Origin of the sequence: Sinorhizobium chiapasense (assembly GCF_036488675.1) — a bacterium.
Lineage (GTDB): Bacteria > Pseudomonadota > Alphaproteobacteria > Rhizobiales > Rhizobiaceae > Sinorhizobium > Sinorhizobium chiapasense.
Genome location: NZ_CP133152.1, coordinates 1,035,957 through 1,060,235, shown reverse-complemented (window position 1 = coordinate 1,060,235; position 24,279 = coordinate 1,035,957). Strand labels below are relative to the sequence as shown.

Below are 24,279 nucleotides of genomic sequence, written 5' to 3'. Positions count from 1 at the left end.
CATGAATGTGATGCAGCCCATCGACCGCATCCGCGGCGGCGTTCACGAGAAGGAAAAGCACGAGTCGGGCCACAAGCATGTCTCGGGCACGGCCGAATATATCGACGACATTCCCGAGCCTGCCGGGACGTTGCACGGCTATATCGGCCTGTCCGCCCGGGCGCACGCGGAAATCCTGTCGATCGATTTTGCAGAAGTCAGCGCTAGCGCCGGCGTCGTCGGCATTCTGACGGCGGACGAAATCCCCGGCGAAAACGATATCAGCCCCGCGCACAAACATGACGATCCGGTCTTTGCGACCGGCAAGGTCGAGTTCCACGGTCAGCCGATCTTCGCCGTGATCGCCACGTCACGCGATGCCGCGCGGCGGGCGGCGGCAAAGGCCAAGATCGACTATCGCGACCTGCCGCACGTCACGGACGTTCAGGAGGCGGCGGCGGCGAACTATCCGCTGGTGATCGATCCGCTGAAGCTCGAACGCGGCGACATCAATGCCGGCTTCGCCAAGGCAAGAAATGTCATTCAGGGCGAGATGCGGATCGGCGGCCAGGACCACTTCTACCTGGAAGGCCATATTTCCTTCGCGATCCCTGGCGAGGACGACGAGGTGACCGTATTCGCCTCGACCCAGCATCCGAGCGAGACGCAGCATATGGTCGCCCAGGTGTTGGGCGTTCCCTCCAACGCGGTGACGGTCAATGTCCGGCGCATGGGCGGCGGCTTCGGCGGCAAGGAGACGCAGGCGAACCTCTTTGCGGCGGTCGCCGCGATGGCGGCGCGAAAGTACCGCCGTGCCGTCAAGATCCGCCCTGACCGCGATGACGACATGACGGCGACCGGCAAGCGTCACGACTTCCATGTCGACTACAAGATCGGCTTTGACGAGGACGGCCGGATCGAGGCGGTCGATGCCGTCTTTGCCGCGCGCTGCGGCTTCTCGGCGGACCTCTCGGGGCCTGTGACCGACCGTGCGCTTTTCCACGCCGACAATTGCTATTTCTATCCGAACGTCCGGCTGCGCTCGCGGCCGATGAAAACCAATACGGTGTCGAACACCGCCTTCCGCGGTTTCGGCGGACCGCAGGGCATGGTCGGCGGCGAGCGGATGATCGAGGACATCGCTTACACGCTCGGCAAGGATCCGCTCGAGATCCGCAAGCGCAACTTCTACGGCGGCGAGGGGCGGAACCTGACGCCCTATCACCAGACGGTGGAAGACAACATCATCGGGCGGATCATCGAGGAACTCGAAACGTCGGCGGACTATGCCGCCCGACGTGAAGCTGTTCTCGCCTTCAATCGCGAGAACCGCGTGATCAAGCGTGGGATCGCGCTGACGCCGGTGAAGTTCGGCATCTCCTTCACCAAGACAGAATACAACCAGGCAGGCGCACTGGTCCATGTCTACACCGACGGCTCGATCCACCTGAACCATGGCGGTACCGAGATGGGACAGGGGCTTTACACGAAGGTCGCCCAGGTCGCGGCCGACGAGTTCCAGGTCGATCTCGACCGGATCAAGGTGACCGCGACCTCGACCGGCAAAGTGCCGAACACGTCGGCGACGGCGGCGTCGTCCGGCTCGGATCTGAACGGCATGGCGGCGGCCAATGCGGCCCAGCAGATCAAGGCGCGGCTCGTCAGCTTTGCGGCGGAACGCTATGGCGTCAGCGAAGCGGATGTCGCCTTCGAGCCGAATGTGGTCAGGATCGGCAGCGAGCGCATCTCGTTCCCGGAGTTCATCAAGATGGCCTATACGGCGCGCGTGCAGCTTTCCGCCGCTGGCTTCTACAAGACGCCCAAGATCCACTGGAACCGCTCCGAGGGCAGGGGACGCCCGTTCTACTATTATGCCTATGGGGCATCCTGCTCGGAGGTCAGCGTCGACACGCTGACCGGCGAATACCAGGTCGATCGCACCGACATCATTCACGACGTCGGCAGGTCGCTCAACCCGGCGCTCGATCTTGGCCAAGTCGAGGGCGCATTCGTGCAGGGCATGGGCTGGCTGACGACGGAGGAACTCTGGTGGGACGCCAACGGGCGGCTGCGAACCCATGCGCCTTCCACCTACAAGATCCCGCTCGCCTCCGACAGGCCACGCATCTTCAACGTGCGTCTGGCCGAGTGGTCGGTCAACCGGGAGGAGACGATCCGCCGCTCCAAGGCGGTCGGCGAACCGCCCTTCATGTTGGGCATTTCCGTTCTCGAAGCTATATCCATGGCAGCGGCGAGTGTTGCAGAATATCGTATTCCGCCGCGCATCGACGCCCCGGCGACGCCCGAGCGCGTGTTGATGGCGATCGAGCGTCTGCGCGGGAACGCAGCAACGGAGACGACGCGGTAGCATTTGATGCAGCGCATGGCCGACCGGGCGTCGGACCACGCGCGGAAACAGGAACCACGAGTATGCTTGCGAGCAGAGAGGATATCCGGGCTTTCCTGAACCGAGAGGCAGCCTGCATTCTCGTCGAGGTGGCCGTCGCGGCCGGTTCGACGCCGCGCGATACGGATGCCTGGATGCTCGTCTCGAAGGATCGCACCTTCGCGACGATCGGCGGCGGCCAGCTGGAATATATGGCGATCGATCACGCGCGGAAGCTGTTCCAGGGAGCGAGCGTGGAGCACGAGCTGACGATCCCGCTCGGCCCGGAGATCGGCCAATGCTGTGGCGGTCGCGTGGCGCTCGCCTTCAAGGCGGTCGACAAGGAAACCCGTGCGGTACTGATCGAGCGCAGCGACCGCGAGATCGCCCGCCGGCCGCATGTTTACGTCTTCGGCGCCGGCCATGTCGGCGACGCGCTCGTAATGGCGCTTTCACTGGTGCCGCTTCGAACCATTCTCGTCGATACACGCGAGCAGGAGCTTTCGGCTGTCGATGTGCCCGGGATCGAGACCTGCCTCACGGCGATGCCGGAGGCGCTCGTGCGCGATGCCCCGGCGGGAAGCGCTTTCGTCATTCTCACCCATGACCATGCGCTGGATTTCCTGATTGCCGCCGAAGCGCTCGGCCGCGAGGATGCCTGCTATGTCGGCATGATCGGCTCGAAGACCAAGCGGGCCACGTTCAAGAGCTGGCTTTCGCGGGAAATAAAGCGTCCGGAACTTTTCGACAGGCTCGTGTGCCCGATCGGCGGAACGACGGTCAAGGACAAGCGGCCGGCCGTCATCGCAGCGCTTGCCGCCGCCGAAATCATGACGGCCGCCCTGAGCCACGATCACCCGGAAGGCGATGCCCCGTCGCGCAAACGGGGAAGGCCGGTGAGGGCGTAGGGCAGGTCAACCGGTGCTCTCAGCACCGGGCCGAGGCCTGATGACGCAATCCGCAAGACGTTCGAGCTCGTTCAACTCCGCCGCGTGGCGCTGGCCCCACTCGCAGAGCGCAAGCAGTACGGGTTCGAGGCTGAGGCCGAGTGCTGTCGCCGAATATTCCACGCGCGGCGGGACCTCGCGAAAGATCTCCCGATGAACAAGGCCGTGCTCCTCCATCTCGCGGAGTTGCTGGATCAGAACCTTTTGACTGACGGCGGGGACCAGCCTCTTGAGCTCGGACAGCCGTTTTGGCGCATCGAACAGGTGATAGAGGATGACGGCCTTCCAGCGCCCGGAGATCACCTTCAAGGCCCGCTCGGAGGGCAGAACCGGCAATTTCTTCATGATCTCGGCCATAGTTACCATCTGGTCAGTATGGAACAAAAGAGTGTGTAGATCCCTCATGGACCGTAGACCTAAATGGCGGTCAGAGCAATTCCAGGAAAGTGTGTAACGGTTTCCCGCCCGGAATTGCATCGCTTCTAACCCACCACGATCCAAGGCAGATGCACATGAAAGCGATTCAGTTCCGCCATTTCGGTCCGCCCGAGGTGCTTGAAATCATTGATGTCCCCAAGCCGAAGCCGGCAGAGGGGGAGGTTCTCGTTCGCACACGTGCCATCGGTGTCAATTTTTTCGAAGTGCTGATGCGAGAGGATCGCTACGCGGTGACGCCGGAGTTGCCGATGATTCCCGGTGTCGAGGTCACCGGTGTCGTCGAGGCCGTGGGCGCCGGCGTTTCCGACGCCATCATCGGCAACCGGGTCGCTGCTCCCATGTTCGCCTTCGGCCGCGGCTCCGGCGGTTACGCCGAGTATGTTACGATCGATGCTGGTGTGTTGGTGGCAATTCCGGATGCTTTGCCGTTTGAGACGGCGACCGCGCTAATGATCCAGGGCCTGACGGCGTTGCACCTCATCCGGCAAAGCCCATCGAAAGGAAAGACGATCCTGATGACTGCCGCCGCGGGCGGGGTCGGTTCGCTGCTGATCCAGCTGGCGAAGAGCGCCGGAGCCCGATCGATCGTGGCGACGGCAAGCTCGGATGCCAAGCTGGACTTGGTACGCTCTCTGTGCGCCGACATCGGCGTCGACTACACACTGCCGAATTGGACAGCGACCCTCAAGGAAACGCTCAACGGTAGGCGCATCGATATCATATACGACTTGATCGGTGGCCCATTCACGAAAGCGGCGCTGGATCTCCTCGCACCCGGCGGCGAACTGGTTTTCGGCGCCTTGGGCCGGTTCGGTCTCGGTTCGGCCGAAATGGAGGCGATGTTCTCGCGAAACCAGTCCCTACACGGGTTCGCCCTGCTTCCTCTCCTGACAGCCGCCGACTTGAAGACCGACCTCGCCGATCTCTTCCATCAGGCTGAAAAGGGGCTGCTCAGGGTGATCGACGGCGGGTACTTTCCGCTCACGCGGGCCGCAGATGCGCACAGGGCGCTCGAGAGTCGGCAAACGACTGGGAAGATCGTACTGGTCCCCTGAGGTGGCGGTGATCGGTCACGCCGGAACGAGGCAGGCAACGGCGAAGCCGCGCAGGAGGTTCGCGATAGGAACGTGGCGCTGAGGCTCAACGACGTCGTCGGTGGCGAGATTCCGCAATCGCATGAGATCGCGGCCATCGGGCCATACGAGACAGGTGTCCTGCCAGAGGCCCGGAAGAACGGACAGCCGGTCCCCGTCCGTATGGCGGAAGATGAGGCGCGGGACCACCGTGATCGAAAAGTGGTTTTCGGTGTGGCGCATGAAGGCGGCGGCGTTGCGGGAGGCGGGGCCTCGCAGCTGCAAGGGAAGATAGCCGCCTCTCGTGAACAGGTCCGAGCCCCTGTTTTTACGATAGATGAGGCATGTTCCGATCAACGCTTGCTTGCAGTCTTCGAAATTGCCGGCGGTCGGCACGCGCGGAAGGGCGGAGAGCGAGGGTCGTGGTGAAAAACGCCGGCGGTTATCAGGATCGACGAGGCTGAAGTCGAGACGCTCGCTGCCTTGATAAATATCCGGAACTCCCGGTGCGGTCACTTTGACCAGGGTTTGCGAGAGGCTGTTGATCAAGCCGGCCTGGATGAAGGGCCTCGCCGTTCTCTCGAAGTTTTCGAGAAATATTCGGTTTTGCAAATCGAGGAGATCCGAGAGAAAGGCGGTCACCGCCATTTCATAGCGCTCGTCCGGAGACTCCCAGCTCGTCCTGAGCTTTGCTTCTCGGAGCGCTTTAACGGCAAATCCGCCAAGGCGCTCGCGCAGCGCGGAAAGAACGTCTTCATCGAGAGCGGGCTTGATGGGCCAGATGCCAAGCAGGCTCTGGTAGAGGAACTGTTCTACGGACGCCTCGGGCGCGTCGCCGCCTGGGAGGCGGCGGATCCGCTCGGCATTCATGTCGTGCCAACGCGCCAACGAGGCTGCCCAGACGTCCGGTGCCTCGCTGATGGTATAGAGACGGGCGCGTGCGTCCTCACCGCGCTTGGTGTCATGCGTCGACGTTGCCGACAGGCCGTTTGGCATGTCGCGGGCGCGATCCCTCATCATCCGATGAAAGCGGGCGACGCCCCCCGGCCTCCAGAATGGATCGGCCCCCACTTCGTTTGCGGCAAGGTAATCGGTCCGTCTGTAGAAGAAGGTGTCCTCGACCGCCTTGGCCATGACGGCGCCGCTCAATTGCTGAAAACGCGTCCGGATCCCGGCCTGTAACTCCTCACCCGCCAAACTGCTTTTCGACCTTAGCGCGGCTATAATGAAGGCTATCTCGGCACCGGCAGCGGGTGCGGCGGCCGTTGCCTTCGATTCGATCGCGTCGAGGACCCGGCTGTCGTGCTCGGTTGGGCCGCGGTCGCTGACATAGGTCCGATAGACGGGCAGCGCCGCGATCAAGTGATGAACAGCCTCGATGATCCGGCCGCTGTCGGGTGAGGAACCGCCGTTGTTTTCGCTGCCCGCAGCAAGCCTGGCGAGCCGCATGACTTCGGCGTTGAAATTGTGGCCCAGCAGTTGCAGCTTGCAGTCGAGGACCGCCTTTTCCGCCGCCGATCTCTGCGCCTCGCTCGAAAGCCGGGACGAAGGCTGCTCGTTGGTCAGGAGGTCGGCCGGGGCGGAGATGAACTCGTAGCCTGTGGTACCGTCGACAGGCCAATCCTGTGGCAGCGTTTCGTTCGCTCCCAATATCTTCTCGACGACGATGTAGGTGCTATTGCCTGCGTGCTGCCGCAACCGGCGGAGATAGGCCTCGGGATCGGCAAGCCCGTCGATGTGGTCGACCCGCAATCCGTCGGCCAAGCCTTCCTTGATGAGATCCAGAGTCAGTCGATGAGTGTCCGCGAAGACGGACGGGTCCTCGACGCGCATGCCGACGAGACCGGCTACTTCGAAGAACCGGCGATAGCTCAGATGGTCCCGCGCCGTCTTCCAGCTTGTAAGTCGCCAGCCCTGCATCTGATGCAGGCGCCGCAGATGATCCTGGTCGGCGGAGAGCCGTTCGAGAACCTCGTCCAACTCGGCAGCGGTCGCGGGCGTCTTCAGCATCGAAGAAACCTCGGAATGAAGATGTGCCGTGTCCGTTGGTCCGGCCGCTGCGGCAATGGCAGCGATCCTTTCGAGAGCGGGGTTCGCTTCCTTGAGAATTGCCGGATACGTGGCCGGATTGAGCGGATACGGCGCGTCGTAATACTTGAGCGCCAAGCAATTGCGCTTGTTGTCCAGGGCGAGCCGGATGTTGCCGGCGGCGAGCACCTCGTCAAAAGACTGCTCCAGGAAGGGCAGAGTGAGAGGCGACCGCCAGTCGATATCAAAATGACCGGCAAAGGTGCTGGAACGCCCCCATTCGATGACGTTGTGCCACCATTTGTTCTCGAGGCCCGCAGCCATGTGGTTCGGGACGATGTCCAGGATTATCCCGAGCCCTTGCGCTTTCAGGCGGCGGACCAGCCGCGAGAATCCCTCGCGACCGCCCAGAGCGGGGTCGATCTCGTTAAAGTCGACGACATCGTAGCCATGCGTCGAGCCGTGTACGGCCGAAAATATCGGCGAGGCGTAAAGATGGGATATGCCCAGGCCGACGAGATGAGGGACCAGCTCTGCGGCTTTTGCGAAGTCCATCCCGTTTCGAAATTGAAGGCGGTAGGTTGCGTTGGGCAATTGCATTGCGGGTGATTTGAATCCTGTGCTGCCTCAACACGGTTCATCGCCCTTTGTTCCCAAGCGATTTGACAATCCGCGTGCGGAGCAGGCAGGTCTGGTGGCGGTTGGCGAGGCGCCGAGCCGATCGGTCCTGCTGCAGACCGACCCGTCGCAAGGATGCCGCGCTGCGGTTGCATCCATAGTAGCAGAAAGAATTAATCCGGAAGGATGATTATGATATAGCGACCAGTTTGTCAGGAAAATCCTTTCTCAGGTTCCGTAATTGCCTGTGCTTAGCCGGAAATTCTTACGCTAACCTAACATGCGGTGACTGAGTGTTTCGGTTGTATCACCAATAGGCGCAACCTAACCCAAAAAATACATAAAACTGGATCCTGAAAAGAGAGTTTTACTTTTTCTGATCCTGCAATCAAGGAGAAAGGGAGAACGTTATGGATAAAAACAGCGAAGATACAGTAGATGAACTGCGGCGTATTCTCACCATTTCCACGGCGGCAGCATTGCTGGCGGCATTCGCTGCTCCGTTCACGATCGATGTTGCGAAGGCCGACGACACCGGGACAGGTGGCGATGGCGACGGTGACGGAGACGGCGACGGTGATGGTGACGGAGACGGCGACGGCGACGGCGACGGTGATGGTGACGGTGATGGCGACGGAGACGGTGACGGTGATGGCGACGGAGACGGAGACGGTGACGGCGGCGGCAAGGGCCCGAAGGGCAACAACGGCTTCGGCAACGGCGGCAATGACGGCGTGCCCGGCAAATCCGGCAAGACCGACAGTAATCGCTGACCTATGTAGAATGTGAGGGCGGTCGCTTGCCGGAGGGCCGCCCTCCTTTTGTATTTCGAAGCAACCGAAGCGGGCCGAGCGCGAGGCGGCCTTGCCCGCCGCGGTCTTCGTGAGCCGCGCGGGCTGTTGCCGTAGCCCGGAGCGTGGCGGGTCACGCGTCGATATCCGGATATTTGTCGTGGAACTCCGGGATGCCGGAGGCAATCAGCCGATGGCCGATGCCGAGCGGCGCAGTGATGCGAAGCGCGCCCTTGGGATTGCGGGAAAGATCGGCGACGGCGCTTTCGGCCTCGTTCACGGCTTCGAGAATCTTGACGGCGCCGTCGTAGAAGACTCGGCCGTGCTCGGTCGGCGCTAGCTGGGGGGCGTGCGGTTGGGATCAACCAATATGGGTACATTTTTGAACGATTAGAATGCGGTGCATAACCCTTTTGGGTTGTTTCTCCTTCACCTTCATGATGCTAAATTAGCGAGTGCAAATATAGCATTTATCGCAAGCGCGCAGTGTCCGGCGATGTACAAATTAGATTTGTCATAAAGATAAACTAAAAAACGCCGGGACCAAATGATGTACAATCCAAGCGTTATCTTTGAATAAATTGTGCAGGTTGTTTTCGGTAAACTTGTTGCTTTAAGTTCAAGCGTACTCGCGGCGGGCGCAAGTCCGCTGGTCTTTTAATCATGGGAAATCACGACGGAGGGCGCAATGAACAAGCTAAGACGCATTCTTATTCTTTCGACGGCATTAGCGCTGGTGGCACCATCCGCGATAGATATCGCCAAAGCCGGTGAGAAACGCGAGAGAGGCGACCGTGAAGGCCGCCGTGATTGGCATCGCGAGCGCGTTCGTGAAGGCGAGCGTCGCAATCATCGTGAGCGCGAGGATGATGATGACGAAGACGAAGATGACGATGACGACGATGATGACGATGACGACGATGACGAAGATGACGACGATGACGACGATGACGAAGATGATGATGAGGATGACTGACGGCGTACCCGAGTAAATCCGACAAACCGTGATTGATCGTTAACGTACAGACCATTTGGGAGGGCGGTCGCTCACGAGCGCGCGCCCTCCCTTTCTTGAATCCAGCTACAGCGCCGTGTCTTTTCAAACGGACAAAGGTCGCTGCAGTAGGTCGGCGGAAAATCACCCGCTAAATGTCACGTTAGCATCCTGCCGATCAGCCTCTGACAGCGTTCGGCCATGAAGTCGATGATCAACCGCACCTTCGGGTCCTGGAAGCGCTTGTGCGGATAGATCGCGGCGAGCTGCGCGCTAAGCGGCGGCGCATCCTGCAGGATCGGGATCAGGGCGCCCTCGTTTATATACTGCTTCACCTCGAAAAGCGGCTTGTTGATGATGCCGCGGCCATCGAGCGCCCACTGCGTCAGCACGTCGCCGTCGTCGGAATCGTAGGGGCCGGTCACCTCGAACTTGCGCACACCGTCGGTCGTCTGCAGCGTCCAGTAATATTCCTTGGAGCCGGGATAGCGCAGCAGCAGACAGTCGTGATGGTCGGTGATGAGCTCGTCGGGAGTAGCCGGTGTGCCGTGCTGCTCGAAATAGGCGGGGGCGCCGCAGACCACCCGCTCGCAGTTCATGATGCCGCGCATGCGCAAGTTCGAATCCTCCAGAATGCCGAGCTTGAACGCGACGTCGACGCCTTCGCTCAAGATATCGACATTGTGGTCGGAGAGGCGCAGGCGCACCTCGATATCCGGATATTTGTCGTGGAATTCCGGAATCCCGGAGGCAATCAGCCGACGGCCAATGCCGAGCGGCGCGGTGATGCGAAGCGCGCCCTTCGGATTGCGCGAAAGATCGGCGATGGCGCTTTCGGCCTCGTTCACGGCTTCCAGAATTTTGATCGCGCCATCGTAGAAGACGCGGCCGTGCTCGGTCGGCGTCAGCTTGCGGGTTGTGCGGTTGAAGAGGCGAACACCCATATGCCGCTCCAACTCCTTGATCCGGTTGCTGGCGACCGCAGGCGTCACGCGCTGGTCGCGCCCTGCCGCCGACAACGTTCCGAGTTCCACGACACGCACGAAAACGCGCACATTATCGAGATAAGACATGCCTCCCGCCTATGCTCCTCCGATGCCTTCCGGCGCGGTTCACCGCGCAAAAGGTCGATTTAACGCTTTGAATTTCTGCACAATTTTATTCCCGAATCGACTCCGATTTAACGAGCCATGCATAAGGCACCCGCGCTCCTTCGATTTTATAGTTTTTTTTGAAAGAGTTGGTGGTCGCGCGGCGTTCTCCCCTGCCCAAGCAATGACACATAATGCCGCCCAGAAAAATGGGAGAGCTGCATGTATGAATTTGCCATCGCTTGGGACTGGCTGACATTCGCCGTGAGATGGCTACATGTCATCACTGGCATCGCCTGGATCGGTTCGTCCTTCTACTTCGTCGCGCTCGACCTGGGTCTGAGACAGCGGCAGGGCTTGCCGGTCGGCGCCTATGGCGAGGAATGGCAGGTCCACGGCGGCGGCTTCTATCACATCCAGAAATATCTGGTGGCGCCGGAAAACATGCCCGAGCATCTGATCTGGTTCAAATGGGAGTCCTACGTCACCTGGCTCTCCGGCTTCGGCATGCTTGCTCTCGTCTATTATGCCGGGGCGGACCTCTATCTGATCGATCCGAACGTGCTCGACGTGTCGAAGCCGACGGCGATCGCAATTTCGCTCGCGTCGCTTGCCTTCGGATGGCTCGCCTATGACACCGTCTGTCGCTCGCCGCTCGGTAACGACAACACCCGGCTGATGGTGCTGCTCTATTTCGTGCTCGTGGGCGTCGCCTGGGGCTACACCCAGCTCTTCACGGGACGCGCCGCCTACCTGCACCTCGGCGCCTTCACGGCGACGATCATGTCGGCGAACGTGTTCTTCATCATCATTCCGAACCAGAAGAAGGTTGTTGCCGATCTGATCGCGGGCCGGACGCCCGATCCGGCACTCGGCAAGCAGGCAAAGCAGCGCTCGACCCACAACAACTACCTGACGCTGCCCGTGCTGTTCCTGATGCTGTCGAACCACTATCCGCTGGCCTTCGGCACTCAGTACAACTGGATGATCGCCTCGTTGGTCTTCCTGATGGGGGTCACGATCCGCCACTGGTTCAACACCCGGCACGCCCGCAAGGGCAGCCCGACCTGGACGTGGCTCGTCACCGCTGTGCTTTTCATCGTGATCATGTGGCTTTCGACCGTGCCCAAGGTTCTTTCCGAGGGTGGCGAAGCCCGCGCTTCAACGGCCGAACAGGCCGTCGTCGCGTCGGGGGACTTCGAAAAGGTGCGCGACACCGTGCTCGGCCGGTGCTCCATGTGCCATGCCCAGGAACCCGGCTGGGAGGGGCTCATCGTACCGCCGAAGGGTGTCGTCCTTGAAAACGACAGCGACATCGTCGCGCATGCCCGAGAAATCTATTTGCAGGCCGGGCGTTCGCACGCCATGCCGCCTGCCAATGTCACCGGTGTAACCGAAGAAGAACGCCGCCTGCTGGCCTCCTGGTATGAAACGGCGGTGAAGGAAGGAAAGCTTCAATGAGTGAGTTGCTGATCCGCGGCCGGGTGCTGACCTTCGTCAGGGAGCCCGAGGGCATCGACGATACGGCCTCCTACCGCTTTTTCGAGGATGGCGCCGTGCTTGTCCGGAACGGTAAGGTTGCTGGTATCGGTGCCTATGGCGATGTCGCGAAACAGGCCGGCGAGGGCGCAACGGTCGCCGACCATCGTCCCCATCTCGTCCTGCCCGGTCTCATCGATACGCATCTGCACTTCCCGCAGACGCAGGCGATCGCCTCCTACGGCGCTCAGCTTCTGGAGTGGCTGAACACCTACATCTTCGTCGAGGAACAGAAATTCCAAGCGCCCGAGCACGCCGCCTTCATCGCCAGCCGTTTCATGGACGAATTGCTCGCCAACGGCACGACGACGGCGGTTGCCTACTGTTCCGTGCATCCGGAAAGCGTCGACGCCTTTTTCAACGCGGCCGAGGCGCGCAACATGCTGATGGTCGGCGGCAAGGTGATGATGGACCGCAACGCGCCGGATGCACTGCGCGACACGCCTCAGAAGGGTTACGACGAGACCAAGCGACTGATCGACAAGTGGCATGGCCGTGGCCGGGCGCATTATGCGATCAGCCCGCGTTTCGCCATTACCTCGACGCCTGAGCAGATGGAGATGAGCCAGGCGCTCGTGGCGGAGCATCTCGACTGTTACGTCCAGACGCATCTTTCGGAAAACAAGGACGAGATCGCCTTCGCGACTTCGCTCTATCCGGAGGCGAAGGACTACACGGATATTTACGCGCGCTATGATCTTCTCGGTCGCAAGACGCTGCTCGGCCATTGCATCTACTTGAGCGACCGCGAGATCTCCGTGCTTGCCGAGACCGGAGCGGTCGGCGTCTTCTGCCCGACATCCAATCTCTTCCTCGGCAGCGGATTGTTCGACCGCGATCGTTTCGACAGGCTCGGCGCCCGCTATTCGGTTGCCACCGATGTCGGCGCCGGAACGAGTTTCTCGATGCTGGAGACCATGGACGAGGCCTACAAGGTGCTGCATCTGCAGGGCCAGCGGCTGTCGCCGCTCAACTCGTTCTACATGATGACGCTGGGTAATGCCCGCGCGCTCGAGCTTGAACATTCGATAGGCTCACTGCATGTCGGTGCGGATGCGGACATCGTGGTTCTCGACAGCCGCGCGAAGCCCGCAATGGAGCTACGGATGCAAGTGGCCTCGTCGCTGGTCGAGGAGCTTTTTATCCTGCAGACGATGGGTGACGATCGCTCGGTGGCCGAAGTCTATGTCGCCGGCAAGCCGATGAAGCGCGGTGCCCGCGAGGCGCCTATGACCGCCTCTCCGGCGAGGATGTTTGAAACGGCCTGATCCCGATCTTGAAAACAACCGTGCCGGCCGGGACTTGTGTTCCGGCCGCTTGCCGCTTGCGGCACCGGTCAAGGCGTCGGCGGTCTCCCGCGCCATCAGCCGCCGATAGCGGGCTTTCCATCCGTCATCTCTACGGAAAGGCCAACATCGATATGCCGGCGACTGTCACCCGATATTTTTTGCGGCTTGAAGGAGAGCTGTGCACCGGCAAGGACCGTCTTCATATTCGCGGATAGACGTGCGCCCGAAGCTGGAACTCTCTGTAATTGCCCAATAAATTCAAAAGCCTACCGCAGACCAAAGAAAAAGCTATCGCTAAGCTAAAGCGAATGTTCTGGACGCAACGGCGGCGCCGTCGAATGCTGCGCCCAACAGAGTACCGCAGCAAAGCCGAGTATGTCGGCAAATGAACGGTGCTCCAAAGCATGAGGTCAAGGGAGGTCAATTTTGGGCGAGCAATACGTCTGTAAGTCGTTCGAATTCAAGGACGGTGAACGGCGGATCATTCGGATCGGCGATGATGAAATCGGCGTGTTCAGGCACGAGGGCGATTTTTTCGCCTATAGCAATTACTGCGTTCACCAGGGTGGTCCGGCTTGCGAAGGGCTGATTATCGCGCGGGTCGAGGAGCGCCTGCGACCTGACAAGACATCAATGGGTCTCTTCTTTTCCGAGAAGGACATGAGCTTCGCCTGTCCCTGGCATGGCTATGAATACGATATGCGCACCGGCCAGCACATTGCCGATCGCAGAGTCCGCTTGCGCAAATATCAAGTCTTGCAGAAGGGGGAGGATATCTATGTCGTCGTCTGAACGCATGATCTCGGCCTGTGAACCCGATGCGGCGGAAAAGGTCGCCTTCGTGAAGGCTGTTTTCAAAGGCATCGAATCGGGAACCGAAGCGGCGCGGATCGTGGAGCGCAAAAAGCAGGGTGAGGCAGCAGCGCCGCAGGTGGAGCTATTGCGCCGGATCCCGGCGCAACCATCGCCTGAATCTCAGCCTCTCCATAAGTTGTCTGCTTCGATGCTGGCGGTGGCGGCCGAGATCGAGGCGGCGGTTTCCGCCGATGATCCTGGCCGCATCGATGTTCGTGCACAGCAGGCGCTTATGAGCGCGCTTTGCCGGCTCTACGCGGCAAATGACGAACGAGGCAATCATTTCGACGTGCTCAGCGAGCAGACGATGGTGACGGCAACCGATGCGATGGTTCTGTGCGGTGCGCTGCTCAAAGCCGTCGATCTGCAGGTGTTCGAGTTCGCTCTCTGGCAGAGCTGGAGTTCGCGATAATCCGCAGCTTGCCTCAGCCAGACAATCTCTTTGAAAGCAAAGCCACCATGGACCTTATTTCCGATCGCGGCCGCCGCGTCCCTATCGAAGACTTGAACACGACCAGGCTTCTCGATCATGCTGCCAAGCAGGCGCGTGACCGCAGATATGAAGATGTGCTGATCGTAGATTGCGACGCGCATCATTACGAGAATGAGAACCTCTCCGAGATCATCCCCTTTATGGAAAACGAGGTCTTCAAACAGCTCTCGCTTTCCAGCCGCACGAAAGGACGCGGTCATATTTCGCCGGTCGGCTACGGCTGGCAGGACATAGGTGGGCGCGTAACCCGTTATCCCATGCGGTCGTCAGAGAAGACGCCCGTCGAGAAGGGGCCGAAGCGGGATGTCGAGCTCGGCTTCCGCTGGATGGACGCAATGGGCGTCGATTATTCATGCCTTTTCCCGACGGGCATGCTGAATATCGGCCTGCATCCCCAGAAGGAGATGGAGTTCGAACTGTCCTGGGCCTATGCCCGCTGGGTGACCGAGAAGGTCCTGCCGGAATCGCAGGGTCGTATGTATACGATGCTGGGCCTGCCTTTCAGCGATCCGGAAGGCTGTTTGCGCATGGTGGAAACCTTCGGTGACCGCAAGGGCGTGGGTGGTTTCATGGTCACTTCCGTCCGAGAGAAGATGGCCGTCTACGACAACGCCTATATGAAGCTCTACCGGGCTCTGGAAGAGCGTGGGCTTGCGCTTGCCTTCCATTCGGGGCCGAACTGGAACTCCTCAACCTTCCAAAGCTGCAACCGCTTTATTTCCGCGCATGCTCTCGGCTTTAGCTGGTTCAGCATTCTGCACTGCACCAACTGGGTTGTGAACGGCATGGGCGAGCGTTTCCCCAAGCTGCCGGTCATCTGGATTGAATCCGGTCTGGCATGGATCCCCTTCCTCATGCAGAAGCTCGATCATGAATTCATGCTCCGTCCATCGGAATGTCCGCTTCTGAAGAAGAAGCCGTCGGACTACATGCGGGACATGTTCTATTCCACGCAGCCGATGGAAATCCAGGATATACAGGCCTTGGAAACGACGTTTCGGATGATGAATGCCGAAACGCAGCTGATGTATGCCTCGGACTATCCTCACTGGGATTTCGACTTGCCGTCGACCATTTGGGATCTCCCTTTCCTAAGCGACAAGGCGAAGCACAACATCATCGGTGGAACGGCGGCCCGCCTCTTCAAGCTGGAGCCACGCAATGAGGCGCAACGGCAGTACCTGATCAAATATGGAAATTATACGGGTTCGACCGCCACGCCGCCGCTGCGGGAGCCGACACCGACCCAACCCGTTCTTTGAGGAAAAATTGTCAACGATCGGCGGTCGGGCTGATGTGGGAGGAATGGAAGCAATGGGAGATATCGCTTTTCCGAGGGAGCGGGCACTCTTCTACGGCGGTGGTTGGCACGCTCCCGTCAAGGGCGGAGTGACGCAGAGCATCAGCCCGGCAACCGGCGAGGACCTCGGTCCGGTTCCGGATGCGACCTTGGAAGATGCGGAATTGGCGATTGCTGCGGCGCAGAAGGGTTTTGAAGAATGGCGCAAAGTCCTGCCGCTTGAGCGGGCCAAGATCATGAAGGAAGCGGCGGCCGTCATTCGCCGCCACGGGCCAGAACTGACTTTGCTCGATGCGGTCGATGGTGGCAATCCGATGACACCGATGGCCAAGGATGCGGTCTCGGCTGTCCAAAGATTTGAATATTTTGCAGGTCTCGTGACGGAGATGAAGGGAGCGTCGATTCCGGTCGGGCCGGATGCCGTCAATTTCTCTGTAAGGGAACCGCTCGGTGTCGTGGCCAGAATTACGGCATTCAATCATCCATTCCAGTTCTGCGCGAGCAAGATCGCCTCCGCCCTGGCCGCCGGCAACGCCGTCATCCTGAAGCCGTCCGAGCAGGCGCCACTGTCAGGGCTCCGCCTTGCAGAATTGATCGGCCCGCTTTTCCCTGCCGGGACGCTCAATGTGCTGACAGGCGGTCGCGAGCTCGGCCAGGTTTTGTCATCGCATCCATCGATTGCGGCCGTCTCGCTCGTCGGCAGCGTGCCGACTGGCCGAGCGGTGATGCGTTCGGCAGCCGATACTCTGAAGAAGGTGGCGCTGGAGCTTGGAGGCAAGAATGCGCTCATCGCCTTTCCGGATGCCGATCCAGATCGTGTTGCGGCAGCAGCAGTCAGCGGCATGAACTACGCTTGGTGCGGTCAATCCTGCGGCTCGATGAGTCGCCTCTTTCTGCATGATGCCATTCATGACGACGTTGTTGAGCGCATCGGCAAATATATCAGCCGTTTCAAGCCCGGCCTGCCAACCGACCCTGCAACGACTATGGGGTCGCTGGTTAGCCGCGAGCACTACAAAAACGTTCTTGGGTATATTGAAATCGGCAAGCGGGAGGGAGCGCGCGTCGTCTATGGCGGTAAACGCCCCGATGATCCGGAGCTTGCAAAGGGCTGTTTCATCGAGCCGACGGTCTTCGTCGACGTGAAGCAATCGATGCGCATCGCCATGGAAGAGATCTTCGGCCCCGTGCAGTCGGTTATCCGGTGGTCCGACGAAGAAGCCATGTTGAAAGACGTCAATTGCGTCGAATACGGGCTGACCTCGTCGATCTACACCAATGACCTTGAAAAGGCGCATCGGACGGCGGCGGCAGTTCAGGCCGGCTATATCTGGGTAAACAACACCAGCCGGCACGTGCTCGGGGCGCCGTTCGGCGGCTATAAGCAGTCTGGTCTGGGCCGCGAGGAGTGTCTCGAGGAACTCCTTGCCGCGACACAGGAGAAGAACATCAGCATCCACTTCTCCGGGGCGCGGGCGCAAATGGCGTCGTGAGCAATTGCCCCTGGTGGTGAGCGGCACAGCAGAGGACGTGTCCATCATCATCTGAAAAAAAACGTGAGTGTGCAGCGCGGTTGGATTGGATCTGCGCGGCCGGGGAGGCTTGTCGTTTGGAGGAATTGGCTGGCTGGGCAGCCACGTTGCCGAAGTTTTCGGCAACAGTGTAGAGCGAAAGGGAGGAGTTCAATGAGCATTTTTTCGAGAGGCATCGCGGCTGGTGCCGCTCTTCTTGCATGTGGATGGGCGACGATTGCCATAGCGCAATCGGGGCCAGAGTACTTCAACGGTAAAACGGTGAATTATATCATCGCGACTGAACCCGGCGGTGGTTATGACACCTATGGCCGACTGGTCTGCGAGTTCATGCAGAAGCACCTGCCGGGCTCGACCTTTGTCGTGCGCAACATGCCTGGGGCCGGCAACCTGCTTGGCGCAAATTACATCGCCGCCTCGAAGCCGGACGGACTAACGATTGGTAGCTTCAACACGGGGCTTGTCTATAGCCAGCTCTCTGGGAACGAAGGCGTCAGGTTCGACCTTACGAAGATGTCGTGGATCGGCAAAGCAGCCTCGGACCCGCGCGTGGTTGTCGTAGCGGCTGATGCTAATATCAAGGACTTCAAAGCACTGCAGGACCTCGACAAGAAGCTGAAGTTCTCCACCTCGGGAACAGGCAGTGCGTCGGAGGTCAACACAACGATCCTGGTTAGCGCTTTGAAGCTGCCGATCGATGTTATCAGCGGCTACAGCGGCAATGACGACCAGCTCGCCATCATGCGGGGCGAAGTACAGGGTGTGATCAGTTCGCGGTCGAGCTTCGAACCCTTCGTCAAGGATGGCCATGGCAAGTTCCTTGCGCAGATCGGTGGCTCGGATACCGATGTTCCCCAGTTGGCGACGTTGGTCGACAACGAGGAAGCGCAAAAAGCGATTGCACTCGTTGAATCGCAGAGCGACATCTCGCGCCTTACCGTCGGTCCGGAGGGAATTCCTGGCGACATCCTGAAGACATTACGGGACGCTTATTCGGCAGCAATATCCGATCCGGAATTCATTGCCAAAGCCAACACGCTCGGCCTGCCGCTCGATCCGGCCGTTGGTGATGAAGTCGCCGATCTGGTCAAGAAGGCACTCGATCAATCGCCGGAAATGGTCGAGTTTTTGAAACACGCCCTCAAGAAAGACTGATCGGCAAACGCCTCTGTTGAGCGGTCCTCCGCCGCTCATTTTCTTACCAAAGGAGCGGAAAGCATGACGATGCAGGAGAAGGTCGACCCGAAGGCCATGGCCCTGAAGGAGAGCGAAGGTTCAGCACCATTCGGATGGCAGTCCGATGTGATTGCCGATCTGATCAAGCAATACAGTTTTCCCTTCATCACACTCAATCCAGGCGCCAGTTATCGCGGCCTGCACGACTCGCTTGTCAACCACAATGGCAATGAGCCGGAAATGCTGGTCTGTCAGCATGAGAAGATCGCTGTTGAGATCGCTCATGGCTATGCCAAGGCGACAGGTAAGCCGCTTGCCGTGATCGTCCACAATGTTGTCGGTCTGCTTCATGCGACGCTCGGCGTTTATACCGCCTATACTGACCGTGCGCCGGTCTTCTTGATCGGCGCCACCGGCCCGATGGACGAAGGAAAGCGCCGTCCCCGTGTCGATTGGGCTCATACGGCCAATGTTCAGGGCACCCAGGTGCGCGATTACGTCAAATGGGATTACCAGCCAGGTGGCATCGACGGTGTCGTCGACAGTTTTGCCCGCGCCTATTCGATCATGATGACGGAGCCGCGCGGTCCGATCTATATGGTCTATGATGCCGCGCTGCAGGAAGCGCCCCTTGCCGCACCGGTTACCTTGCCGTCACCAGCTTCGGCGACGGTACCGAGCCGCATAGCACCCGATCCGAAAGCGCTGGAAGAAGCCGCTGACCGCCTCGTTTCGGCCGAATGGCCGGTGTTGTTGCCGCAATACGTTGGCTGCGATCCGAGTGGCTTTTCCAATACTGTCGCGCTTGCCGAAGCGCTAAGTGCGCCTGTCGTCGACACGCAATGGCGCCTGAACTTCCCGACTGAGCACCCACTCGACATGCGCATGAGCAAAGACGTCTTCAAGCAGGCCGATCTTATCACCTTGCTCGATTGCCGGGACTGGGAGCGACCGACCCATGTGAACGACCGGATCAACCGTACATTGCAACCACTTTTCCCGAAGGAGTGCGAGTGGCTGGACATCGGCTTTGCCGATATCGATATTTCCAAATGGGCAGCCGACTATCAGCGCTATCCTGACTGTTCGCAGCGGCTGCTTGCCGATCCGGCCCTTGCAATGCCGGCGCTCACCTCGCTGATTTCAAAACGTTCCAGGGACGATACAAGGCTTGCAAGGCGTATAGAGGAACGGTCGCACGCGGTGGCCGGGATGCATGATGCCCAACGCGCGAAGTGGCGTGAGCAAGCGCATGAGAACTGGAATGCCAGCCCGATTACACTGCCGCGCCTTGCCAGCGAGGTGTGGGAGAAGATCAGGCATCAGGACTGGGTCCTAACCACGAACCCGTTCGAGGACTGGGCACCCAAGCTCTGGGATTTCGACAAGCATTATCGCTGGGCAGGCCGAGGGCTCGGTCCTGGAACACAGATCGGTATTTCCCTTGGCATCGCCCTCGCGCATCGCGGCACCGGTCGCCTCGTCGTCAATTGCCAGACGGACGGCGATCTGCTCTTCGATGTCGGTGCGCTTTGGTTCGCCGCCAAGCACAAAGTGCCGTTCCTCTGCGTCATGCACAACAACCGCGCCTATTATAATGATTGGGAACACCAGGTGACCGTGGCCGAACAGCGCGGGACGCCGGTCAGCCGTGCACACATCGGCATGGACCTGTTTGATCCTGCCCCCGATTTCGCAACGCTGGCCCGAGGATGCGGCTGGTATGCAGAAGGCCCAATCGAGGATCCGGCGGACATTGGCCCGGCATTGGAACGTGCCATTGCCAAAGTGAAAAGTGGCGTTCCCGCGCTGATCGACACGATTACTCAGTTCACCGGTTGAACAACCGCTTGACGCTTGTCAAGAAAGGCGCATGCGTGAAAAAATACGCATGCGCCGTAGTCTTGGTAAAAAGGGGCGAACTGATCCCTCAAGTGCGGACGAGGAGCAATGTCGTCACACTTTGGGAGGAACGTCACATAAATTTTCGGCAGTTGACCTATTTCCGCAAGGTTGTCGAACTTGGCAACATGACAGCTGCGGCCGAAACGCTGAACGTCGCGCAACCTGCGCTCGGCTCGCAGATCAAGCAGCTCGAAGGTGAGCTTGGCATCGAATTGCTTGTGCGGCATTCGCGCGGCATCACTCCAACCCCGGCGGGTAGACTTCTCTATACGCATGCGCAGCATATTCTCGATGATGTCGCAAAAGCAGCCAACGAAGTCCGTGCGCTCAAGGCCGCCAAGCGGATTGAATTGCGGCTCGGCGTCGGTCGGACAATGTCAGCGCTACTCGGCCAAGATCTCTTGGCCGATGCGGATCAAACAATGCCAGATGTCACGGTCCGTGTCGTTGAAGAGCGACCACCAGCTCTTTTGCATGCTTTGGAGGCAGGACAAGTCGATGTCGCATTCCTCAACAATGTAGGTGAATGGTCCGGCTTGAAACGAACGGCCGTCTTGGAAGAGGACCTTCTGTTCATCACCGCTTCGAACCAAGCCGCACAGGAAGAAAACATCGAATTTACAGAGGCTCTGCAATACGACCTTGCAATTGGTGGCGAACGCGGCGTTCTGCGCCATATTGTCGAAAGCGAAGCCAGGAGATTGTCGCTCGACGTTCGCATTGCCCATGAAGTTCATTCGATCGATTCAATCGCGTTTGGTACAGTGGCGATGATCATGCCCTATAGCTTGATCGCCAAAGAAGTGCGTGAAGGAACACTGGTCGCCCGTCGCATCATAAAGCCTGCCCTCACCCGTACGCTCTATATGGTTCGTCAGCATTCCGAAGTGCCGGTTTTGGATGATCAGCGTGTGATCGATCATCTACAGAAGCTGATGAATGTCTATCTGGCCTTGGTCAAACCATGGGCACGACTGCTCTCATAGTACGGGTGCATGATTAACGGCCCGCGGGGTGCTCGCCAATGAACGCAGCCGCCGGTATTTGCATTCCGGCGACTATAGTTCTTCCGGCCGCTTGCCGCCCATCGCGCGTGTCAGGGCGTCGGCTGTTTCCCTGACCATCGGCCCGAGGATGGCGAGCTTCTCGTCGGTCACGCGGACCGAGGGGCCGGAGATCGATATGCCGGCGATCGTCTCGCCGTATTCGTTGAAGATCGATGCGGCGACGCAGCGCATGCCAAGCGTGTGTTCCTCATCGTCGATCGACCAGCCACGCAGCCGTATTTCCTGAATGTCCCGGAGCAGCCCGGGCAGCGTATCGCGTGTCTTTTCGGTAAAGTGCGTCAGGGTCCGACCTGACATCAACTGGCCGATTTCCTTGTCGGACCAGGTCGACAGGATCGCCTTGCCAATGCCCGAGGCGTGGACCGGACCGCGCCGCCCCGGCCGGAAGAAAGCCCGCATCGGCGCATGGCTTTCGACCTGGGAGATGAAGACGACATCGCCGCCTTCCTCGATGCCGATATTGGCCGTTTCGCCGCTTGCCTCCATCAACTGCTTCAGAAACGGGCGGCTGATCGTGCCGAGCTTGCGGAAGCGCAGAAAGGCATTGCCGATTTCGAAGGCCTTGAGGCCGACGGTCCACACCCCCGTGTCGCTGTCGCTCATGACCATGCCGTGGGAGGCGAGCGAGGTGAGCAGCCGGTGCACGGTCGAAGGCGCCATGCCGGTGCGCTCGGAAAGCGAAGTCAGCGTCGAGTCGTCGTTTTCGGCAACGATCGCCAGGAGCGCCAGGCTGCGATCCAGCACTTGCACGGACGAAGGTGCGGCATTCTCGGCGGCCTTGCGGCCGCGCTTTCCCTTGCCCGTCAACTCCATGAATCAGTCTCCAAGTCGGTTGCTTTGGTCCATCTTCCTCTATCGCGATTACGTTCGATTTTCTCCTTTTTGTTGAAAATCTTTATTTCCATAATATGGAAATGATTTCCATTTATGAATTGAATAAATCAGAAAATGGATTATCGTCCTAATTCAAACAGGAGGAATTTCCATGGCCAAGATGCGCGCTGTCGACGCGGCAGTTTATCTTCTGGAAAAGGAAGGAATCGATTGCGCCTTTGGTGTTCCGGGCGCTGCGATCAACCCGTTCTATTCGGCCTTGAAGGCCCGCGGGTCGATCCGCCACATTCTCGCCCGTCACGTCGAAGGCGCCTCGCATATGGCCGAAGGCTATACGCGGGCCAGGCACGGCAACATCGGTGTCTGCATCGGCACCTCGGGGCCGGCCGGCACGGACATGATCACCGGCCTTTATTCAGCCTCTGCCGATTCTATCCCGATCCTCTGCATCACCGGCCAGGCGCCGCGCGCCCGCCTCGACAAGGAGGATTTTCAGGCCGTCGACATCGCTGCAATCGCGGGTGCCGTCACGAAATGGGCGGTCACCGTCATGGAACCGGCCCTGGTCCCCTTCGTCTTCCAGAAGGCGTTCCACCTGATGCGCTCCGGCCGACCAGGCCCGGTTCTCATCGACCTGCCGGTCGACGTTCAGCTCGCCGAGATCGAGTTCGATCCGGAAACCTATTCGCCGCTGGAGCCCTACAAGCCGTCGGCGACCCGCGCGCAGGCCGAAAAGGCGATCGCCATGCTGAACGAGGCGGAGCGGCCGTTGATCGTCGCGGGTGGCGGCATTATCAATGCCGACGCCTCGGACCTGCTGGTCGAATTTGCCGAGATCACCGGGATTCCGGTAATTCCGACATTGATGGGCTGGGGCACGATCCCGGACGACCACCCACTGATGGCCGGCATGTGCGGCCTGCAGACGTCGCATCGCTACGGCAACGCGACGCTGCTCGCCTCTGACTTCGTCCTCGGCGTCGGCAATCGCTGGGCCAACCGTCACACGGGCAACGTTCCGACCTACACGGAAGGACGCAAGTTCATCCATGTCGATATCGAGCCGACCCAGATCGGCCGTGTCTTCGCCCCGGATTTCGGCATCGTCTCGGACGCGGGAGCCGCGCTCAAGCTCTTCCTCGACGTTGCCACCGAATGGAAGACTGCCGGCAAATTGCGCGATTGGTCGGGCTGGGCGGAAGAGTGCCGCGAGCGCAAGCGCACGATGCTGCGCAAGACCCACTTCGATCAGACGCCGCTCAAACCCCAGCGCGTCTACGAGGAAATGAACCGGGCCTTCGGCCGCGACACCTGCTACGTCTCGACCATCGGTCTCAGCCAGATCGCCGGTGCGCAGTTCCTGCATGTCTACAAGCCGCGCAACTGGATCAACTGCGGTCAAGCGGGTCCGCTCGGCTGGACGCTGCCGGCGGCGCTCGGCGTCAGGGCGGCCGACCCGGACCGGCCGATCGTCGCGCTTTCCGGTGACTATGATTTCCAGTTCCTGATCGAGGAATTGGCCGTCGGCGCGCAGCACAAGCTGCCCTACCTGCATGTGGTCGTGAACAATTCCTATCTCGGCCTCATCCGGCAGGCGCAGCGCGGCTTCAATATGGATTTCGAGGTGAGCCTCGCCTTCGACAACATCAATGCCTCCGGCGATGCGGAGAAGGGTTACGGCGTCGACCACGTCGCGGTCGCCGAAGGCCTCGGCTGCAAGGCTATCCGCGTCCGCAGCCCCAATGAATTCGCCGAAGCATTCGACAAGGCGCGGGCGCTGATGGACGAACATCGGGTTCCGGTCGTCATCGAGTTCATCCTCGAGCGCGTGACGAACATCGCCATGGGCGCCGACATCAACGCCGTCGTCGAATTCGAGGAACTCGCCGCGCGCGGCGAGGACGTGCCGACGGCCATCGCCGCCCTTCTCGACTGAAACATCAG

At 60.0% G+C, this 24,279-nt stretch carries 19 protein-coding genes and 1 pseudogene; 15 read left to right on the top strand and 5 right to left on the bottom strand.

Translation table 11 applies throughout. The features are described from left to right. Position 1 precedes the first annotated feature (1 nt). Together xdhB and xdhC are read left to right on the top strand one after the other, a co-directional pair. Positions 2-2,347, top strand: coding sequence for a xanthine dehydrogenase molybdopterin binding subunit (gene xdhB, locus RB548_RS29570; protein ID WP_331375955.1), 2,346 nt, complete (start codon positions 2-4; stop codon positions 2,345-2,347). Positions 2,348-2,409: 62 nt separating this feature from the next. Continuing rightward, complete coding sequence (xdhC, locus tag RB548_RS29565) at positions 2,410-3,273, top strand: xanthine dehydrogenase accessory protein XdhC (RefSeq protein ID WP_331375954.1); 864 nt, start codon at positions 2,410-2,412, stop codon at positions 3,271-3,273. 6 nt (positions 3,274-3,279) lie between these two features. Here xdhC and RB548_RS29560 read toward each other — a convergent pair whose 3' ends face one another. After that, complete coding sequence (locus RB548_RS29560) at positions 3,280-3,669, bottom strand: winged helix-turn-helix transcriptional regulator (protein WP_331375953.1); 390 nt, start codon at positions 3,667-3,669, stop codon at positions 3,280-3,282. A gap of 155 nt (positions 3,670-3,824) precedes the next feature. Here RB548_RS29560 and RB548_RS29555 point away from each other — a divergent pair, with 155 nt between their 5' ends. Then, entirely contained in the window at positions 3,825-4,805 is a 981-nt protein-coding gene (locus tag RB548_RS29555) for a quinone oxidoreductase family protein (RefSeq protein ID WP_331375952.1), read from the top strand. A gap of 15 nt (positions 4,806-4,820) precedes the next feature. Here the strand turns inward: RB548_RS29555 and RB548_RS29550 are convergent, their stop codons facing one another. After that, the gene (locus RB548_RS29550) at positions 4,821-7,451 is read right to left on the bottom strand and encodes a malto-oligosyltrehalose synthase (RefSeq protein WP_331375951.1); all 2,631 of its coding nucleotides are present in this window, start codon (positions 7,449-7,451) and stop codon (positions 4,821-4,823) included. A gap of 428 nt (positions 7,452-7,879) precedes the next feature. On the opposite strand from RB548_RS29550, the gene RB548_RS29545 reads away from it, so the two are divergent. Beyond that, positions 7,880-8,242 (top strand): hypothetical protein, encoded by a 363-nt coding sequence (locus tag RB548_RS29545; protein WP_331375950.1) that lies wholly within the window; start codon positions 7,880-7,882, stop codon positions 8,240-8,242. A 157-nt stretch (positions 8,243-8,399) separates the two neighbouring features. On the opposite strand, the pseudogene RB548_RS29540 reads toward RB548_RS29545, so the two are convergent. Beyond that, positions 8,400-8,603: pseudogene (locus RB548_RS29540) on the bottom strand (LysR family transcriptional regulator); the annotation flags it as partial. 345 nt (positions 8,604-8,948) lie between these two features. On the opposite strand from RB548_RS29540, the gene RB548_RS29535 reads away from it, so the two are divergent. Beyond that, a complete protein-coding gene (locus RB548_RS29535) occupies positions 8,949-9,236 on the top strand; it encodes a hypothetical protein (RefSeq protein WP_331375949.1) in 288 nt (95 codons plus the stop codon). Between the two features lie 176 nt (positions 9,237-9,412). Here the strand turns inward: RB548_RS29535 and RB548_RS29530 are convergent, their stop codons facing one another. Beyond that, on the bottom strand, positions 9,413-10,327 hold the full coding sequence (locus RB548_RS29530; RefSeq protein ID WP_331375948.1) for a LysR family transcriptional regulator: 915 nt from the start codon (positions 10,325-10,327) through the stop codon (positions 9,413-9,415). Between the two features lie 240 nt (positions 10,328-10,567). On the opposite strand from RB548_RS29530, the gene RB548_RS29525 reads away from it, so the two are divergent. From RB548_RS29525 to RB548_RS29485, 9 genes are all read left to right on the top strand, one after another. Further along, the gene (locus RB548_RS29525; RefSeq protein WP_331375947.1) at positions 10,568-11,806 is read left to right on the top strand and encodes a urate hydroxylase PuuD; all 1,239 of its coding nucleotides are present in this window, start codon (positions 10,568-10,570) and stop codon (positions 11,804-11,806) included. Further along, positions 11,803-13,152, top strand: a complete 1,350-nt coding sequence (gene guaD, locus RB548_RS29520) for a guanine deaminase (protein ID WP_331375946.1) — start codon at positions 11,803-11,805, stop codon at positions 13,150-13,152. Before RB548_RS29525 ends, guaD begins: the two co-directional genes overlap by 4 nt. Positions 13,153-13,599: 447 nt before the next feature. Beyond that, entirely contained in the window at positions 13,600-13,965 is a 366-nt protein-coding gene (locus tag RB548_RS29515) for a Rieske (2Fe-2S) protein (RefSeq protein ID WP_331375945.1), read from the top strand. Then, the gene (locus RB548_RS29510; RefSeq protein ID WP_331375944.1) at positions 13,892-14,440 is read left to right on the top strand and encodes a hypothetical protein; all 549 of its coding nucleotides are present in this window, start codon (positions 13,892-13,894) and stop codon (positions 14,438-14,440) included. The genes RB548_RS29515 and RB548_RS29510 overlap by 74 nt, the downstream gene beginning before the upstream one ends. Positions 14,441-14,487: 47 nt before the next feature. Further along, positions 14,488-15,783 carry an amidohydrolase family protein gene (locus tag RB548_RS29505; RefSeq protein WP_331375943.1) on the top strand — a complete coding sequence of 432 codons (1,296 nt, stop codon included), beginning with the start codon at positions 14,488-14,490 and terminating at the stop codon, positions 15,781-15,783. A 52-nt stretch (positions 15,784-15,835) separates the two neighbouring features. Continuing rightward, positions 15,836-17,314 carry an aldehyde dehydrogenase family protein gene (locus RB548_RS29500; RefSeq protein ID WP_331375942.1) on the top strand — a complete coding sequence of 493 codons (1,479 nt, stop codon included), beginning with the start codon at positions 15,836-15,838 and terminating at the stop codon, positions 17,312-17,314. 192 nt (positions 17,315-17,506) lie between these two features. Further along, a complete protein-coding gene (locus tag RB548_RS29495; protein WP_331375941.1) occupies positions 17,507-18,508 on the top strand; it encodes a Bug family tripartite tricarboxylate transporter substrate binding protein in 1,002 nt (333 codons plus the stop codon). A gap of 63 nt (positions 18,509-18,571) precedes the next feature. Further along, the gene (locus RB548_RS29490) at positions 18,572-20,371 is read left to right on the top strand and encodes a thiamine pyrophosphate-binding protein (RefSeq protein ID WP_331375940.1); all 1,800 of its coding nucleotides are present in this window, start codon (positions 18,572-18,574) and stop codon (positions 20,369-20,371) included. A gap of 8 nt (positions 20,372-20,379) precedes the next feature. Further along, complete coding sequence (locus RB548_RS29485) at positions 20,380-21,420, top strand: LysR family transcriptional regulator (protein ID WP_331375939.1); 1,041 nt, start codon at positions 20,380-20,382, stop codon at positions 21,418-21,420. A 72-nt stretch (positions 21,421-21,492) separates the two neighbouring features. Here the strand turns inward: RB548_RS29485 and RB548_RS29480 are convergent, their stop codons facing one another. Continuing rightward, a complete protein-coding gene (locus RB548_RS29480) occupies positions 21,493-22,314 on the bottom strand; it encodes an IclR family transcriptional regulator (RefSeq protein ID WP_331375938.1) in 822 nt (273 codons plus the stop codon). 172 nt (positions 22,315-22,486) lie between these two features. On the opposite strand from RB548_RS29480, the gene gcl reads away from it, so the two are divergent. Continuing rightward, the gene (gene gcl, locus RB548_RS29475; RefSeq protein WP_331375937.1) at positions 22,487-24,271 is read left to right on the top strand and encodes a glyoxylate carboligase; all 1,785 of its coding nucleotides are present in this window, start codon (positions 22,487-22,489) and stop codon (positions 24,269-24,271) included. Positions 24,272-24,279: the final 8 nt, after the last annotated feature.

Excerpts from the sequence above, each read along its gene's own strand:
- RB548_RS29555 (WP_331375952.1), top strand. The coding sequence starts at position 3,825 with ATGAAAGCGATTCAGTTCCGCCATTTCGGTCCGCCCGAGGTGCTTGAA.
- RB548_RS29550 (WP_331375951.1), bottom strand. The coding sequence starts at position 7,451 with ATGCAATTGCCCAACGCAACCTACCGCCTTCAATTTCGAAACGGGATG.
- RB548_RS29490 (WP_331375940.1), top strand. The coding sequence starts at position 18,572 with ATGACGATGCAGGAGAAGGTCGACCCGAAGGCCATGGCCCTGAAGGAG.
- RB548_RS29500 (WP_331375942.1), top strand. The coding sequence starts at position 15,836 with ATGGGAGATATCGCTTTTCCGAGGGAGCGGGCACTCTTCTACGGCGGT.
- xdhB (WP_331375955.1), top strand. The coding sequence starts at position 2 with ATGAATGTGATGCAGCCCATCGACCGCATCCGCGGCGGCGTTCACGAG.
- RB548_RS29560 (WP_331375953.1), bottom strand. The coding sequence starts at position 3,669 with ATGGCCGAGATCATGAAGAAATTGCCGGTTCTGCCCTCCGAGCGGGCC.
- RB548_RS29545 (WP_331375950.1), top strand. The coding sequence starts at position 7,880 with ATGGATAAAAACAGCGAAGATACAGTAGATGAACTGCGGCGTATTCTC.
- RB548_RS29495 (WP_331375941.1), top strand. The coding sequence starts at position 17,507 with ATGAGCATTTTTTCGAGAGGCATCGCGGCTGGTGCCGCTCTTCTTGCA.
- RB548_RS29505 (WP_331375943.1), top strand. The coding sequence starts at position 14,488 with ATGGACCTTATTTCCGATCGCGGCCGCCGCGTCCCTATCGAAGACTTG.
- RB548_RS29530 (WP_331375948.1), bottom strand. The coding sequence starts at position 10,327 with ATGTCTTATCTCGATAATGTGCGCGTTTTCGTGCGTGTCGTGGAACTC.
- RB548_RS29525 (WP_331375947.1), top strand. The coding sequence starts at position 10,568 with ATGTATGAATTTGCCATCGCTTGGGACTGGCTGACATTCGCCGTGAGA.
- gcl (WP_331375937.1), top strand. The coding sequence starts at position 22,487 with ATGGCCAAGATGCGCGCTGTCGACGCGGCAGTTTATCTTCTGGAAAAG.
- xdhC (WP_331375954.1), top strand. The coding sequence starts at position 2,410 with ATGCTTGCGAGCAGAGAGGATATCCGGGCTTTCCTGAACCGAGAGGCA.
- RB548_RS29535 (WP_331375949.1), top strand. The coding sequence starts at position 8,949 with ATGAACAAGCTAAGACGCATTCTTATTCTTTCGACGGCATTAGCGCTG.
- guaD (WP_331375946.1), top strand. The coding sequence starts at position 11,803 with ATGAGTGAGTTGCTGATCCGCGGCCGGGTGCTGACCTTCGTCAGGGAG.
- RB548_RS29480 (WP_331375938.1), bottom strand. The coding sequence starts at position 22,314 with ATGGAGTTGACGGGCAAGGGAAAGCGCGGCCGCAAGGCCGCCGAGAAT.